This window comes from Mammaliicoccus sp. J-M40 (assembly GCF_022386395.1).
Lineage (GTDB): Bacteria > Bacillota > Bacilli > Staphylococcales > Staphylococcaceae > Mammaliicoccus > Mammaliicoccus lentus.
Genome location: NZ_JAJNIQ010000012.1, coordinates 54,461 through 69,623 on the forward strand (window position 1 = coordinate 54,461; position 15,163 = coordinate 69,623).

14 protein-coding genes are annotated in these 15,163 nt (G+C 33.9%); all 14 read left to right on the top strand.

The annotated features are described in order from the left end of the window. Window positions 1-11: 11 nt before the first annotated feature. The gene (locus LQ688_RS11915; protein ID WP_135020837.1) at window positions 12-314 is read left to right on the top strand and encodes a P27 family phage terminase small subunit; all 303 of its coding nucleotides are present in this window, start codon (window positions 12-14) and stop codon (window positions 312-314) included. Continuing rightward, complete coding sequence (locus LQ688_RS11920) at window positions 311-1,951, top strand: terminase large subunit domain-containing protein (protein WP_239752792.1); 1,641 nt, start codon at window positions 311-313, stop codon at window positions 1,949-1,951. Before LQ688_RS11915 ends, LQ688_RS11920 begins: the two co-directional genes overlap by 4 nt. A gap of 16 nt (window positions 1,952-1,967) precedes the next feature. After that, window positions 1,968-3,113 carry a phage portal protein gene (locus LQ688_RS11925; RefSeq protein ID WP_239752793.1) on the top strand — a complete coding sequence of 382 codons (1,146 nt, stop codon included), beginning with the start codon at window positions 1,968-1,970 and terminating at the stop codon, window positions 3,111-3,113. After that, entirely contained in the window at window positions 3,103-3,840 is a 738-nt protein-coding gene (locus tag LQ688_RS11930) for a head maturation protease, ClpP-related (RefSeq protein WP_239752794.1), read from the top strand. The genes LQ688_RS11925 and LQ688_RS11930 overlap by 11 nt, the downstream gene beginning before the upstream one ends. Window positions 3,841-3,868: 28 nt before the next feature. Then, window positions 3,869-4,993 carry a phage major capsid protein gene (locus tag LQ688_RS11935; RefSeq protein WP_239706133.1) on the top strand — a complete coding sequence of 375 codons (1,125 nt, stop codon included), beginning with the start codon at window positions 3,869-3,871 and terminating at the stop codon, window positions 4,991-4,993. Window positions 4,994-5,065: 72 nt separating this feature from the next. Continuing rightward, entirely contained in the window at window positions 5,066-5,362 is a 297-nt protein-coding gene (locus tag LQ688_RS11940) for a phage gp6-like head-tail connector protein (protein ID WP_239706134.1), read from the top strand. Next, window positions 5,343-5,717, top strand: a complete 375-nt coding sequence (locus LQ688_RS11945) for a hypothetical protein (RefSeq protein ID WP_239724706.1) — start codon at window positions 5,343-5,345, stop codon at window positions 5,715-5,717. The genes LQ688_RS11940 and LQ688_RS11945 overlap by 20 nt, the downstream gene beginning before the upstream one ends. Next, a complete protein-coding gene (locus tag LQ688_RS11950) occupies window positions 5,707-6,111 on the top strand; it encodes a hypothetical protein (RefSeq protein WP_239752796.1) in 405 nt (134 codons plus the stop codon). The genes LQ688_RS11945 and LQ688_RS11950 overlap by 11 nt, the downstream gene beginning before the upstream one ends. Then, window positions 6,108-6,503 carry a hypothetical protein gene (locus LQ688_RS11955; RefSeq protein WP_147640884.1) on the top strand — a complete coding sequence of 132 codons (396 nt, stop codon included), beginning with the start codon at window positions 6,108-6,110 and terminating at the stop codon, window positions 6,501-6,503. The genes LQ688_RS11950 and LQ688_RS11955 overlap by 4 nt, the downstream gene beginning before the upstream one ends. Window positions 6,504-6,538: 35 nt before the next feature. Continuing rightward, window positions 6,539-7,120 (top strand): major tail protein, encoded by a 582-nt coding sequence (locus LQ688_RS11960; protein ID WP_239724707.1) that lies wholly within the window; start codon window positions 6,539-6,541, stop codon window positions 7,118-7,120. Window positions 7,121-7,208: 88 nt separating this feature from the next. Beyond that, the gene (locus LQ688_RS11965) at window positions 7,209-7,697 is read left to right on the top strand and encodes an Ig-like domain-containing protein (RefSeq protein ID WP_239752797.1); all 489 of its coding nucleotides are present in this window, start codon (window positions 7,209-7,211) and stop codon (window positions 7,695-7,697) included. 69 nt (window positions 7,698-7,766) lie between these two features. Continuing rightward, window positions 7,767-8,219, top strand: a complete 453-nt coding sequence (locus LQ688_RS11970) for a hypothetical protein (protein ID WP_135020859.1) — start codon at window positions 7,767-7,769, stop codon at window positions 8,217-8,219. 233 nt (window positions 8,220-8,452) lie between these two features. After that, window positions 8,453-14,329, top strand: coding sequence for a phage tail tape measure protein (locus tag LQ688_RS11975; protein ID WP_239752798.1), 5,877 nt, complete (start codon window positions 8,453-8,455; stop codon window positions 14,327-14,329). Next, a complete protein-coding gene (locus tag LQ688_RS11980) occupies window positions 14,322-15,155 on the top strand; it encodes a phage tail domain-containing protein (RefSeq protein WP_239752799.1) in 834 nt (277 codons plus the stop codon). The genes LQ688_RS11975 and LQ688_RS11980 overlap by 8 nt, the downstream gene beginning before the upstream one ends. The last annotated feature ends 8 nt before the right edge of the window (window positions 15,156-15,163 follow it).

The window sequence follows — 15,163 nt, forward strand, 5'->3', positions numbered from 1 at the left end:
GGGGGGTACTAATGAAAAACGAAAAAGCACTCAAAGAGTATTTACTCGGTAAAATAGAGCAAGAAAACCCTATTCAATTAGAAAAAGTGGATAGATATATAAATTTATTGAAAATATTTTATAAGCTGGATGATAACATCAAGGAACATGGAACAATGGTTGAAACCGTTAATGCCTCCCAAACGTTTCTGAAAGCTAATCCAGCTGTAGCAGAGAAGAATAAAATTAACGGTTCATTACTAGCGATTGAAAAATCGTTTGGTTTTGATAAGGAACAAGACGAAATTGTCATTCGTCGTGACTTATTAGAATGATCAATAATAAATATATTGATGAATATATAGATTTATGGGAAACAGGAAAAATAAAGTTAAATAAAGAACGTATTTTATTAATAGAATATATCAAAAAACATGTTTTAACAAATGATGATCTATATTTTGATGAAAGACAAATCGAAAACTTTATCAAGTTCACCGAAAAATGGTACTTCCCATTGCAACCATTCCAAAAATTCATAATACCTTTTGTATTTCTGTTCGAAAAAGAAGGAAACTTCTTATATTTCGAGCAGTTTTTTATTACTTTAGGACGTGGTGGAGGTAAAAACGGTTTAATTACTGCTTTATCTAACTATTTCATATCATATTTACATGGTATACCAAACTATGACATATCAGTTGTAGCTAATTCGGAAGACCAAGCAAAAACTTCCTTTGAAGAAGCTTATAACATGATTGAACGAAACGAATTAGAAGATATGTTTTATCTTACTAAATTAGTTATAACAGATAAGGAAACTAAATCGAGATTCAGATTTAGAACTTCAAACGCTGGTACTAAAGATGGTGGACGTGAAGGTTGCGTTATATATGATGAGGTACACCGATATGAAAATAGTGAAACGGTGGATGTATTTAGTTCTGGTTTAGGTAAAGTAGAACACCCACGTGAATTCTTTATAGGAACAGACGGATATGTTCGTGAAGGTTTCCTAGATAAAATGAAGGAACGTTCATTATCACTGTTAAAAGGTGAAACAACAGACGATAGAATATTCCCATTTATATGTAAGTTAGATGATCCTAAAGAAGTTGATAATCCAGATATGTGGGAAAAGGCTAATCCAATGTTTAGTAAACCAATGAGCAAATATGCGCAAGGTTTATTTAGGAAAGTTAAAAACCAATATAACGAAATGACGTTTAGTCCAAGTAAAAGACAAGAGTTTATGACAAAACGTATGAACCTACCAGAAATTGACTTGGAGAAAGTTGTTGCACCTTGGGAAGATATATTAGCTACAAATAGAGAATTCCCAATACTTGAAAATAAACAATGCATAGGTGGTCTTGACTACGCAAGTATTAAAGACTTCGCAGCAGTTGGTTTATTATTCAGAGATGGTGATGATTACATTTGGAAAACACACTCTTTCGTAAGAAAAGGCTTTTTAGATGTTGTTAAATTAAAACCACCTATTTATGAATGGGAACGAGATGGCTTATTAACTATTGTTGATGAACCATCAATAGACCCAAGGCATATAGTAATGTGGTTTGATGAAATGCGTAAAACTTATGGTCTAGAAAAGGTTATTGCAGATAATTTTAGGATGGATTTATTAAGACCACTGTTTGAAGAATACGATATAGAAATAGAAGTGATTAAAAATCCGAGAGCTATACAGTCTTTATTAGCACCTAGAGTAGAAACAATGTTCGCTAATCATAATTTAATTTATGGCGACAATCCACTCATGAGATGGTACACAAATAATGTTGCAGTCAAAATAAAACCTGATGGCAATAAAGAATATATTAAGAAAGATGAAGTCAGACGAAAAACTGATGGGTTCCAAGCATTGGTACATGCTTTGTATCGTGCAGATGAACTATTAGAAGAAGATATTACCGACAGTTTAGACTTTCTTAACGCAATAGACTTTTAGTAAAGGAGGGGAGTAAATGGCAGGATTTTTTGAAAAGATATTTGGTCGTCATGAAGAAGCTAGTTGGATGTATGATTTAGAATTTTTTCAAGATACAACAACAAATGCTTATTTAAAGAAAATGGCGTTACAAACTAATATTGAATTTTTAGCGAGAACAATTTCACAATCAGAATTTAGAGTGATGAATAAAAATAAATCTGTTAAAGATACAACTTGGCATAAATTAAACATTCGACCTAATACAGATTTATCCTCATCTGATTTTTGGCAAAAAGTTATTTATAAGCTTATTTATGACAATGAAGTATTAATTGTTCAAAGTGATACAAAAGATTTATTAGTAGCAGATGATTACGATAGAAAAGAATACGCACTTTATCCAGACAAGTTTACACATGTGATGGTTAAAGATTTTGAATTTGAACGTTCGTTTGATATGAATGAAGTAATTTATCTAACTTATAACAATGAAAAATTAAGTTCATTTGTAGAAGGTTTGTTTGGAGATTATGGCGAGATATTCGGGCGAATGATTAGTGCTCAAATGCGAAATAATCAAATTAGAGGTATTGTGAATGTCGATTCATCTAAAAAAATGGATAATGAAGAAATTGAAAAAATGCAAAGCTATGTTAATAAAATTACAAATTCGTTTAGTACAAATGCTGTAGCAGTAGCACCATTATCTAAAGGTTTTGATTATCAAGAAGTATCTGGTAATGCTAAAGCAGGTTCGGCAAATTTTGATGATCTAACAAAGTTAAAGAAATCATTACAAGATGATGTGGCAAAAGCAATAGGCATACCTCCTGCTTTAATTAATGGCGAGTTAGCAGATATGGATAACGCAATGGAATCTTATATTAAATTCTGTATTCAACCATTAATCAAGAAAATAGAAGATGAGTTGAACGCTAAATTGTTTACTGAATCTGACGTGATCAATGGCAAGTCTATAAAAGTTGTTGGCATTGACAAAAAAGACCCATTAGAACACGCTGAATCGGTAGATAAGCTTGTTTCTAGTGGTACTTTTACTAGAAACCATGTAAGAGTCATGTTTGGAGAAGAACCTTCAGAAGACCCAGATATGGACGAATATTTATTAACGAAAAACTACACACTAGCATCGGAAGGTGGTGAAAATGATGAAGATTAACGTAAAAGGCGCTATTATTTCAAACAATGACAAATGGATATATGACATGTTAGAAATGGATGCTACTTCACCAAAAGATATAGTCGATGCGCTACCTTCTAATAATGAAGATATTGAGGTTATCATCAACAGTGGTGGTGGAGATGTTTTTGCCGGCAGTGAAATCTATACAACTTTAAAAGATTATGCAGGTAATGTAAACATTAAAGTAGTTGGAGTTGCTGCAAGTGCTGCATCTGTCATAGCAATGGCAGGTAATCATATTGAAATGAGTCCTACCGCTCAAATGATGATACACAACGCTAGTACAATGGCGTTTGGTGATGATAGAGCGATGGCATCAGCAAGCGAAATGTTAAACTCTGTGAATAGAGGTATCGCAAATGCTTATATTGAAAAAACAGGAAAGTCTGAACAAGAAGTATTAGACTTAATGAACCAAGAAACATGGTTTAGCGCTCAAGATGCTGTAGATTTAGGATTTGCAGACAGTAAAATGTTTGGTGAGAATACTCCTAAATTAGTTGCGAATTCCGGTCAAATGTTATCAAATGATGCAGTGAATAGAATTGCAACGCTTATGAGTAAAACGCCAGAAATCAAAATTGATGTTGACGCAATAGCAAATAAAGTAATTGAAAAATTAGATGAAAAAGAACCTAAAAATGTTGAGTCAGAGATTAGCAAAATTCAATCTCAAAAACAAACACCTAGGTTCTTTTTTTAATACACAAAAATAAGGAGGGTCATAGAATATGACTATTAAATTATCAGACGATTTTAAAACAGCTCGTCAAGAATTTTTAAATGCCATTCAAAATGGTGAATCAGAAGAAGTACAAGCAGAATTATATAGTGGAATGATTAACGAATTATTTGAAGAAGCTAGAAAGCAAGCAAAACAAGAGGCTGAAACAGTTGCTTCATTACCTACACAAGACAGTAAATTGACTGCTCAACAACGCAAATTCTTTAATGAAATTAACACAGAGGTTGGTTATAAAGAAGAAAAATTATTACCAGAAGAAACAATTGATCGTATCTTTGAAGATTTAACGACTGAACATCCGTTACTAGCAGATTTAGGTATTAAGAATGCTGGGTTACGCCTTAAATTCTTAAAATCTGAAACAAGTGGCGTAGCAGTTTGGGGTAAAATCTTTGGAGAAATTAAAGGCCAATTAGATGCTGCATTCAGTGAAGAAACAGCTATCTCTAACAAATTAACTGCTTTTGTAGTATTACCTAAAGATTTAAAAGACTTTGGTCCTGCATGGATTGAGCGTTTCGTTCGTTTACAAATTGAAGAAGCTTTTGCAGTTGCTTTAGAAGCGGCTTTCTTAAATGGTACTGGTAAAGAACAACCTATCGGGTTAAATCGTCAAGTACAAGAAGGTGTATCAGTAACTGGTGGAGAATATCCAGAAAAAGAATCAGAGGGTACATTAACATTCGCTGACCCTAAAACAACTGTTAAAGAGTTAACTCAAGTATTTAAATTCCATTCAACAAATGAAAAAGGTAAATCAGTTCAGGTTAAAGGCAATGTAACAATGGTTGTTAACCCATCTGATGCTTTTGAAATTCAAGCACAATACACTCATTTAAATGCAAACGGTGTGTACGTAACAGCTTTACCTTATAACTTAAATATTATCGAGTCTGTTGCACAACCTGCTGATAAAGTATTAACTTACGTTAGAGGCCGTTACGATGGTTATTTAGGTGGCGGTATTAATATTCAAAAATTCGAACAAACATTAGCAATTGAAGATATGGACTTATATACTGCTAAACAATTTGCTTATGGTAAGGCTAAAGATAATAAAGTAGCTGCAGTTTATGACTTAGCGATTGATAAAGGCGAAGATACGCCCTAAGTCGCCCCAAAACGTTGAAGTAACAACTAACGCTAAGTCTGTTGTTATATCAGCAGAATAGGGGTTGATTAAATGATTACTGATAAACATGTTGAGCAATTTAAGGAAGACATGAGTATCTTTCATAAATCACAAGACGAAAAGTTTAAACGTAATTTAAGTTCATCTTATAGAGCGATACAGAATTTATGTGGTCCTTTTAATTTAGATGAAAATGAATTAGGTAAAGAATTAGTTTTTGAAAGAACAAGATATATGAACAATGATCAACTTGAATTTTTTGACGATAACTTCTCTACAATGATTAATGATTTTGGTATAGAAAACAAATTAATGGTGGGTGATATAGATGAACCAAGTGAGCTTTAATGTAAAAAAGACTGTTTCTGGTGACTATAGAACCCCTGTTACCTTTTATGAATATAAAGACACAAGTCCTTATCCGGGAGAAGAAGAAAAAGAGGATCTTTATTTCTGTTTAGCAGAAATGTACAGTCTGTCAGTAAAAGATATGGAAATATTAAACGTAAGTACTTCTAAAACAGGTATGACAATCGTTATTCCAGATGCTTTAACTGATTATATACCTCGTTATAACCATGTTGTAGAAGTAGATGATTTCAGACTGGAACATAAATTGTATAACATTTTAGAGTTTAGACTTAATCAACCGGATAAAGGACAAATTACTATTGTGTTAGGTAATAGGCCATATGAGCGTTGAAGTAAAAGGCGTTAAAGAACTCATTAATCAATTAGAGAAAAAGTTTGGCGCAGAACACACAAAACAAGTGAGTGACAAAGCTTTAAAAAGTGCTGGTGGACATTTCGAAAAAGAATTAAAGAACGCTTTTGTAAGTTTTGAGGATACAGGAGCATCTAAAAATGAAATAAAACTATCTGAAGCAATGAACATACATGGTGTAAGAGGTGTAAAGATTTATTGGGAAGGTCCGATGGATAGATACAGGCTTATACATTTAAATGAGTGGGGTTACAGACGTAACGGCACTAAGTATTATCCTAAAGGGCATGCAATTATTGCTAAAACACTTAAGAGTTCCGAAAAAGTCTATAGAAACATCGTTAAAGATGAGATAAGGAAGAATTTACTATGAATATTTTAATGTATATACGTGAGTTGCTATTAAATGATCCATTCATAAAATCTCAAGTCGATGAAAGAATTCATTTTTATAAAGTCGGTGAAAATACTGATACTTCTCAACCATTTATAACGATTACACCTATTGATGGAGAACCAAGCACTTTTGTTTCGGATAAGTATTTATCTGAAACTTTTTTTGTGCAAGTTGACGTTGAAACATATAAACATCAAAAATCTATAGATATCGCAAATAGAATTAGAAAAATTTTATGGATAAATGGTTTCAAACAAAGAGGTACAGAATTTGATGAACCTTTTGAAGAAACCAAAAGATATGTTCTAGCAAGAAAGTATTTAGGAACACCAAAAAACAAATATTACAAAGGAGAGCCCGTTGAATAACGTGCTCTTTTTTTATTCCAAGGAGGAAATAAATTATGCAAACATTCGGATTTAAACGATTATTAGTTGGTGTATTTGATAAAGACGGATTAAAAGTAGAAAAGAAATTAACATGGGAAGATGAAAATGGTGGTACTGTAAATCTTAATATTTCTGGACTTAATCCAGAATCAGTTAAATTCCGTGCCTCAAATAAAACAGTTTGGCAAAAACGTCAAGGTACTGATGAAGTTAAGTCTGATATGGATTTATTCAATGTACCTTCAGAAGATTTAAATACTGTATTAGGAAGAGATGTAGATGGAAAAACTTCATGGGTTGGTGATGATACTCGTGCACCATATGTAGCAATGATTGGTGTATCAGAAAACCCAGTTACAGGAGAACCTATTTATTGCGCTTTAACTAAAGGTACATTAGGACTTGAGTCTATTGAAATGAAAACTACAGAAGAGAAAATCGAAGCACCTGAACCATTGAAGCTTGCTGGAGATTGGATGGGACGCACTATTGATGGTAAATCTCGTACTATTGGTTTCCATGAAGGTGATGAAGGAGCAGACGAATTCATTAACACTGTCTTTGAAGGGCTTGAAGAAGAACAAGAAACACCCTAATACACCCCAAAATGTAGTGGTGGATGCTGATATTAATACGGCATCTATTACTGCTGAATAGGGGCAATCATTAAGGAGGCAAAAGAGAATGGCTGATACATTAAATGTATACAAAGGCGATGATGTAGTAGGTACTGCCGAACGTCAAGAGAATGGTAAAGCAAAAGTAACAGTTGATGGTTTAGACGCTAACACTGATTACGCTACTGGCACTTACCAAGTATCAATTTCTAATGAGAATGGCGAGTCAGAAAAAGTAGACGTACCATCATTCAAAACTAAGGCTATCTCAGTTACAGGTGTAACAATTGCACCTAAAACTGCAAGTGTTGATGTAGACGCAACAACTAAATTAAATAGTACGGTTGCACCATCAACTGCTACAAATAAATCAGTATCATATAAAAGTTCTGATGAAGCAGTCGTTACGGTATCAAGTAACGGTACAGTAACTGGTGTTGCAGAAGGTGACGCAACTATTACCGTTACAACACAGGACGGTAATAAATCAGATACTGCAACGATAACAGTTAACGCAGTTGAAGAGCCAGAACCGGAACCAGAACCAGAAGAATAACAATATAGAGGGCTTTATGCCCTCTTTTTTATTTGCGCAAATAAAAAACAAAACATCGGAGGAATATAAATGATTAAATTTGAAATTAAAAACCGTCAAACAGGTAAGAAAGAAGCTTATGAAAAAGAAGATATTAGTTTAATGGAAGCAGAAAGATTTTATGAGTTACAAGATAAACAAGAAAAAGAAAATGAAAAAGCTAGAAAAAAAGCAATTGAAGAAATAGAAAAAGAACATGGCAGTGAAAATGATTTTGAAAATCAAGATTTTTATTTCCAGTTAGTACAACAAAAATATTTACAAATTGTAGATGCTAAAAAATTAAGACAAATGGAACGTGAATATTTTGTAAGTTTATTTGCTGACCAAGGATTAACTGAAGACGACATATTACAAAGCATGAGTACAAAAGTTTACAACAAAATTTCTAAGGAGATATTTCGAGAAATCTCTGGAGAAGATGAAGAAAGTAATCAAGATGAATCAGAAGAATTGGGAAAGAACGGAGAACAATCACAATAAAAGACGTTTTATCGAATTTCGATAAAATCAGACACATTTGTGCAGAAAAGTATGGGTGGGATTTTAAAACAACTAATCAACAACCGTACTTACTTTTATTGAAGATGTTGAACTCAACTAATGATAAAGAAAATAGTCCTAAAAAAGAAACCAACAATCCTAAACAAGGTGGAGTCATAACAGGAAATGGATTAAAAGCGTTCTTTGGTGGATAGAAGGGAGGAATAAACTTAATGGCTAATGAAAGAATGGAAGGCTTAACTCTGGAGATGAAGTTAGACTCTATAGGTGTTAGTGAAGGGCTAAAAGGTCTTAAAAGAGAGTTAGGCGTTGTAAATAGTGAGATGAAAGCTAACCTATCAGCTTTTGATAAATCTGACCGTTCTATGCAGAAATACCAAACACGTTTAGATGGTTTGAATACTAAGTTAACTGTACAAAAGAAAATGTATAACCAAGCTAAACAAGAACTAGAAGATTTGAATACTAGCTATAAAAATGCTGGGACAGAAATTAAAAAAGTAGAAACCCAACTATCCAAACTGACTGATGAACATAAAAAGAACGACCAAGCACTAAAAAAATCAAATGATGAAATAAAAAAATCAAATGATGGTCTTAAAAAGGCTAGAATGCAACAAAAAGTTGTGAACGATGAAAAAACTAAAGCTAAACAAAAGTTAGATCAATTAAGACAAGCAGAAATGCAATTACGTAATTCTGGCAAAGCGACAACTGACCAAATTAAGAAAGCAAGTAACGCAACAAAACAACAAAGACAAGTACATCAAAATTTGGTTGAACAGTACAAAAAAGAACGTGCTACGGTTAAACAATTATCAGATACACATAAGCGACTTAAAGGTGAAAATGATAAAGTTAAACAATCTTATAAACAGTCTAGTGCAGAACTAAAGAATACACAAAATCAACATAAGAAGTTAAATAAAGAAATTCAAGATTATACTAAAAATCAAGCTGAAGCAACTAAGAAAATTAATAATGAAAAAGCATCTTTAAATAATCTAGAAAAAGCTATTGAAAAAACTTCTAATGAAATGAAATTGTTCAACAAAGAACAAGCATTAGCAAATAGTCATTTCACTAAAACAGCTGATAAGTTTGATAAGTTAAGTGATTCTTATTCACGTTTTGGAATGGGCTTACAGAGTGTAGGACGTAACATGTCTATGTATGTAACAACGCCAATAGTTGGAGCGTTAGGATATGCAAGTAAATTAGGTGTTGAATTTGATGATTCTATGCGTAAGGTACAAGCGACTTCTGGTGCTAGTGGTAAACAGTTAGACCAACTAAAAGCAAAAGCACGTGAAATGGGTGCTACTACAAAATTTAGTGCTACAGACAGTGCAGAAGCCTTAAACTATATGGCACTTGCTGGTTGGAAAACAAATGACATGGTAAAAGGTTTACCAGGTATTATGAACCTAGCAGCAGCATCTGGTGAGGACTTAGCGCAAGTATCAGATATTGTAACTGATGGTCTAACGGCATTTGGTCTTAAAGCGAAAGATAGTGGTAGATTTGCAGACGTTCTAGCAGCTGCTAGTGCTAACGCCAATACAAACGTATTAGGCATGGGCGAAGCGTTTAAATATGCTGCACCAGTTGCAGGTGCTTTAGGCTATACAATAGAAGATACTTCTATAGCTATTGGTCTTATGAGTAATGCAGGTGTTAAAGGTCAAAAAGCTGGTACGGCTTTACGTACAATGTTTACAAACTTAGCTAAACCGACAAAAGCAATGAAGAACCAAATGGAAGAACTAGGTATCACGATTACAGATAGTAACGGTGAAATGTTGCCGATGCGTGATGTACTAGATCAACTAAGAGAAAAGTTCAGTGGTTTATCGAAAGACCAACAAGCTAGCGCAGCAGCAACTATATTCGGTAAAGAGGCTATGTCTGGTGCTTTAGCAGTAATTAACGCTTCTGAATCTGATTATACTAAATTATCTAAAGCAATAGATAAAAGTGAAGGTTCTGCAACTGCAATGTCCAAGACAATGGAAAGTGGACTTGGTGGTTCATTAAGAGAACTACGTTCAGCTGCAGAAGAATTAGGATTATCTATCTTCGAGAGTGTTCAACCTGCTTTAAAAGGCATGGTTAGTGGACTGAAAAACACTGTTGATTACTTAAATGGATTACCTAAAGGCGCTAAATTAGCTGCAGTTGGTTTTGGTGTTATAACTGCTGCAATTGGACCTTTACTACTTGGTACAGGTCTATTAATCCGTGGTATAGGTTCTGCTATGAAAGGTTATGCCGGATTAAACAGAGTAATGGCCAAGAATAGTGTTGAAGCTGGTATAAATGCTGCAGCACATTCTGCTGCTGGAACATCAATGGTTAAAACTACTGCCAAGAACAATAAAGGTTTATCAAGATTTACAAGTTTAATTGGTTTATCAGGTAAAAGTACTGGAAAACTAAGTACAGTTTTAAGAGTAGGTTCAAAAGGTTTAGGTGTATTCGGACTAGCTATTACTGCAGTTGCTGGTACATTAACGTATGCATATAAAAACATTGATTGGTTTAGAAGTGGAGTTCAAAGCTTAGGTACTTTTCTTAAAGAAGTTGGTAGTTCGATAGACTGGTCTTGGATAAGTGATTCTGCTAAATGGTTTAAAAAGGCTGGTAGTGCAACTAAAGATTTTGGAACTAAACTTTTAGAGTTAAATCCTTATATGCAACTAGCGAAATTGTATTTTGGAAAGCTAGATGATGCTGTTAGTAAATCAACTGATACTGTTGATATATATGGCGAAGGTGTTTCTAAAGGAACCAAAAAAGCGCTTAGTAAATATACCGATTTGTCGGAAAAAGCGAAAGTGAAGTTAGAAGAAATACGAATAAGCCATGATGTTATTGGTAAAGAACAGTATAAAACTGTATCTGATTTATATTCTAATATTAATAAAGAAGTAGAAAATCAGTTAGAGCAAAGACACGATAAAGAAATTGGTAAGTTAACTAAACTCTTTAAAGAATCTGACGCTCTAAGTGGAAAAAGAGAACAAGAAATTCTACAAAAAACCAAAGATGCTCATCAAAAAGAACTTGATGAAACTCAAAAAGTAAATGATCAGATTCAAGAAATTTATAAAACTGCTAAAGATGAAAAACGTGCTTTAACTGAAAAAGAAAATGAAAAAATTGCTAGTTTACAATCTCAATTAGATATAAAAGTAACCGAATCACTAAGTAATGGAGAGAAAGAACAAAAGGTTATTCTCGAAAGAATGAAAAATAATCAATCAGCTTTATCTATGGAAGCAGCATCTAACGTTATTAAAGAAAGTGCTAAATCTAGAGATAAGTCAATTGGAGACGCTAAGAAAAAACGTGATGATGTTATAAAATGGGCTATTGAACAACGTGATGAAGCTAAAACTTTATCTAAAGATGAAGCAGATAAAATAATAAAAGATGCTAACGATAAATATAAGGAATCGAAAGATAAAGCGAAATTACAACATAAAAAAGTTGTTAGCGAAGCACAGAAACAAAATAAAGGCGTTAAAGAGAATATAGATTCTCAAAACGGTCATGTACTATCATCTTGGGAGAAAACTAAAAATAAAGTTAGTAAACACGCTGGTAAAATGGCAGGTTCAGCTATAGGTAGCTTTTTAAGAACTTCTAAAGGTGCGACGAAGTGGCTAGGTAAAGCCACAGGTACTGCTGTAAGCAAATTCAAATCAATTTCTAAAGGAGCAGGAGATTGGTTAGGAAGAGCTGCAGGCACTGCTGCTGGTAAGTTTACAAGTATTAGTAGTAGTGCAGCAAAATGGCTAGGAAAAACTGCTGGAACTGCATTATCCAAATTTACAAATGTATCTAGTAGTGCTGGTAAGTGGTTAGGCAAGACCGCAGGAACAGCAACAAGTAAATTCACTACGGTGTGGAACTCTGCAAAAGATAGATTTAACAGAACTAGAGATAAGGCTGAAAGTTCTACTAAATCTGTTAGTAAAAGTGCTGGAAAATGGTTTGGTAGCGCAGCTGGAACAGCAAAATCAAGATTCGGTGAAATTTGGGGAAGTGCTAAAAGTAACTTTACCAATGTTGCTGAACATGGTTGGAATAAAGCAAAGTCTACTTATAACGGATTCAAAACATGGCTTGGCAGAACACTTAAATATATTCGAGATATAGGTTCAGATATGGGACGTGCAGCATCTGATTTAGGTATCAAAGTAGCTAATAACGCTATTGAAGGTCTAAATAAAATGATTGCTGGTGTTAATAAAATATCTGCTGCGATAACTGGGGACAACCTTATTAAAACTATCGATACTATTGGCAGTGCTGGTACGTTAGGAAGAAGATTATCTACTGGTACAGTTGGTAGTGATGTTTCAACTGATTCAGATGGTGCTTTAAAACAAGCGACTATGGCAATTGTGAATGATAAAGGACCAGGTAACGGAACAGGTGGTTTTACACAAGAAATCATTGAACGTAAAGATGGTTCTATGTATATGCCTAAAGGTAAAGATGTACCTGTAATGTTAGAGCCAGGTTCAAAAGTTCATAGTGGTAGTGTAACGCAACAATTAGCAAAATTAGGGTTATTGCCTAAGTTTAGTACTGGTACACCTAGAAAGAAACGTTTAGACGAACAGTTAGTTGGTGCATTTGGGAAGTTAACTGGTAAAACAGTAGGACATGGTGCAGAAGCATTAGATGGTATTGGCACACTTACTGATAAAGCCAAAGGAGAAGCAGGAAAACAAGTGGGGAAAGCTTCCGCTTTTGTTTCTAAATCAGTTAAAGATGTTTGGGATTTTGTCGATAAACCTAAAGAATTAATCAAAAGAGTAATGAACGACTTTGGTGTTAACTTTAAAAACATTCCAGCACATACTGGTGAGTTAGTAAGAGGCGCTTATAAGAAATTAAAATCAAGTATGGCTGATAAAGTTACTTCTATGTTTGATGAGTTTGGCTCATCTGGTGGTGGATATAACCCATTCGCAGATTGGCCTATAACGCCTGGTCGTGGTTGGAAGTCTGGAGGACATGCTGGTATTGACTACGCTGTACCTGCTGGAACGAAGATTCCTTCTCCATTAGATGGTGAAGTTATCCAAAGATGGTTTTCTCCGTATGGAGGAGGTAATGAAACTCAAGTCTATGATGGATCTAAATATACACATATATTTATGCACCAAAGTAAACAAATCGCTAAAAAAGGGCAACGTATCAATCAAGGAGATACTATTGGTTTAGTCGGTAATACAGGTAATTCATTTGGCGCTCACTTACACTGGCAAGTTAACAAAGGCAAAGGTTTCAGGAATAACCATCCAGACTCTATTAACCCATTAGATTGGGTAAAAGAGGCAATGGCAGCAGGTGGTGCAGGTGGAAAAGGTGCAGCTTATGCTAGAAAAATTATTAAACAAGCACAAAATATATTAGGTGGACGCTATAAATCACCTGCTATCACAGAACATATGATGAAACTTGCTAAGCGTGAATCTAACTTTGATTCGAAAGCAGTGAATAATTGGGATAGTAACGCTCAAAGAGGTACACCTTCAAAAGGTATGTTCCAAATGATTGAACCGACATTCAGAGCGAACGCTAAATCTGGATATACTAAGTTTGGTAATACATTACATGAAGCAATATCATCATTACAATACATTGTAAGAACTTATGGCTGGGGAGGTTTCCCGAGAGCAGCATCAGCAGCTTACGCAAATGGTGGTATATCATCCACTCATAAGATTGCGCAAATTAGTGAAGGTAACAAAGCAGAAGCAATTGTACCATTAACTAAACGTACAAGAGCAATACAATTAACTGAACAAATTATGGATTATCTTGGTATGGATACAGGAAAATCTAATGTAACAGTTAATAATGATACGAGCGTGATGGAGAAGTTGTTGAAGCAGATTGTAGTATTGAACAACCATAATAATAAACTGACTGAAATGTTAATAAAAACAGTAAGTTCAGATGGAAAAACAAATAATAATCCTAAAGACGCTGTTAAGATAATATCAAACTTAATGGGTGATGATTATATGAATAGTATTTGGAATAAAGGAGGTAGCATTAATGGATGATAGATGGATTAAATTAATGACATCAAATAAAGTTATTGATGTTCAAGAAGAAGTTTCAGGGTTAATATTTTTAGATGCTAAACCTTCTTATCCAGTTACTGTAACAAATAATAAAACGATAAATGGTGTGGATGGGGAATTGACTGGTGCAATCTCATTTGCACCTTTTAATTTATTAGTGAGGTTTGGAGTAGATGGTCAAGACGAAGCAAGTATCGATATTGCTGAACAAAAATTAAGACATATCTTTAATAGAAGAGAAAATTATTATTTATTTCATTCTCAAATGCCAGGAGTAAAATATTTGGTGGAAAATCCAGAAATAAGTCCTGAAATCAAAGATTTCTCATCAATAGAATTAGAAGCGAATTTTTCAGTAAAAACAGGCTATTCCGAATCTCTTATGACAACGGATAACTTCTCATTAAACAGTGACTACTGGCAATTTGGTAATGGTTTAGTAACTGATCCAAATATTAAGTATGTACACACAAAAAGGAATTTCCAAATCTATAATGGTTCAACTGATACGGTCACACCTATTCATAGACACCAACTAATTATAACAATGAACATAAACGCACCTAATGGCTTTACGCTACACAACAAGACAACAGGCGATAAATTCACATACAAGAAAAAGATACGTGATACTGACACATTGGTATTAAATGGTGTGTATCCATTCAAGAATAAACAACATTGTGGTATAGACACCAACCATGAATATATAACGCTTGCCGAAGGGTATAACGATTTTGAAGTATTAGGCGATGGTGTAGAAGTTAAAGAAATCAAATTCACATTCAATTTTGTGTATAGGTAGGTGATGAT

Coding starts and splice junctions, on each gene's coding strand:
- LQ688_RS11915 (WP_135020837.1), top strand. CDS start 12: ATGAAAAACGAAAAAGCACTCAAAGAGTATTTACTCGGTAAAATAGAG.
- LQ688_RS11920 (WP_239752792.1), top strand. CDS start 311: ATGATCAATAATAAATATATTGATGAATATATAGATTTATGGGAAACA.
- LQ688_RS11925 (WP_239752793.1), top strand. CDS start 1,968: ATGGCAGGATTTTTTGAAAAGATATTTGGTCGTCATGAAGAAGCTAGT.
- LQ688_RS11930 (WP_239752794.1), top strand. CDS start 3,103: ATGAAGATTAACGTAAAAGGCGCTATTATTTCAAACAATGACAAATGG.
- LQ688_RS11935 (WP_239706133.1), top strand. CDS start 3,869: ATGACTATTAAATTATCAGACGATTTTAAAACAGCTCGTCAAGAATTT.
- LQ688_RS11940 (WP_239706134.1), top strand. CDS start 5,066: ATGATTACTGATAAACATGTTGAGCAATTTAAGGAAGACATGAGTATC.
- LQ688_RS11945 (WP_239724706.1), top strand. CDS start 5,343: ATGAACCAAGTGAGCTTTAATGTAAAAAAGACTGTTTCTGGTGACTAT.
- LQ688_RS11950 (WP_239752796.1), top strand. CDS start 5,707: ATGAGCGTTGAAGTAAAAGGCGTTAAAGAACTCATTAATCAATTAGAG.
- LQ688_RS11955 (WP_147640884.1), top strand. CDS start 6,108: ATGAATATTTTAATGTATATACGTGAGTTGCTATTAAATGATCCATTC.
- LQ688_RS11960 (WP_239724707.1), top strand. CDS start 6,539: ATGCAAACATTCGGATTTAAACGATTATTAGTTGGTGTATTTGATAAA.
- LQ688_RS11965 (WP_239752797.1), top strand. CDS start 7,209: ATGGCTGATACATTAAATGTATACAAAGGCGATGATGTAGTAGGTACT.
- LQ688_RS11970 (WP_135020859.1), top strand. CDS start 7,767: ATGATTAAATTTGAAATTAAAAACCGTCAAACAGGTAAGAAAGAAGCT.
- LQ688_RS11975 (WP_239752798.1), top strand. CDS start 8,453: ATGGCTAATGAAAGAATGGAAGGCTTAACTCTGGAGATGAAGTTAGAC.
- LQ688_RS11980 (WP_239752799.1), top strand. CDS start 14,322: ATGGATGATAGATGGATTAAATTAATGACATCAAATAAAGTTATTGAT.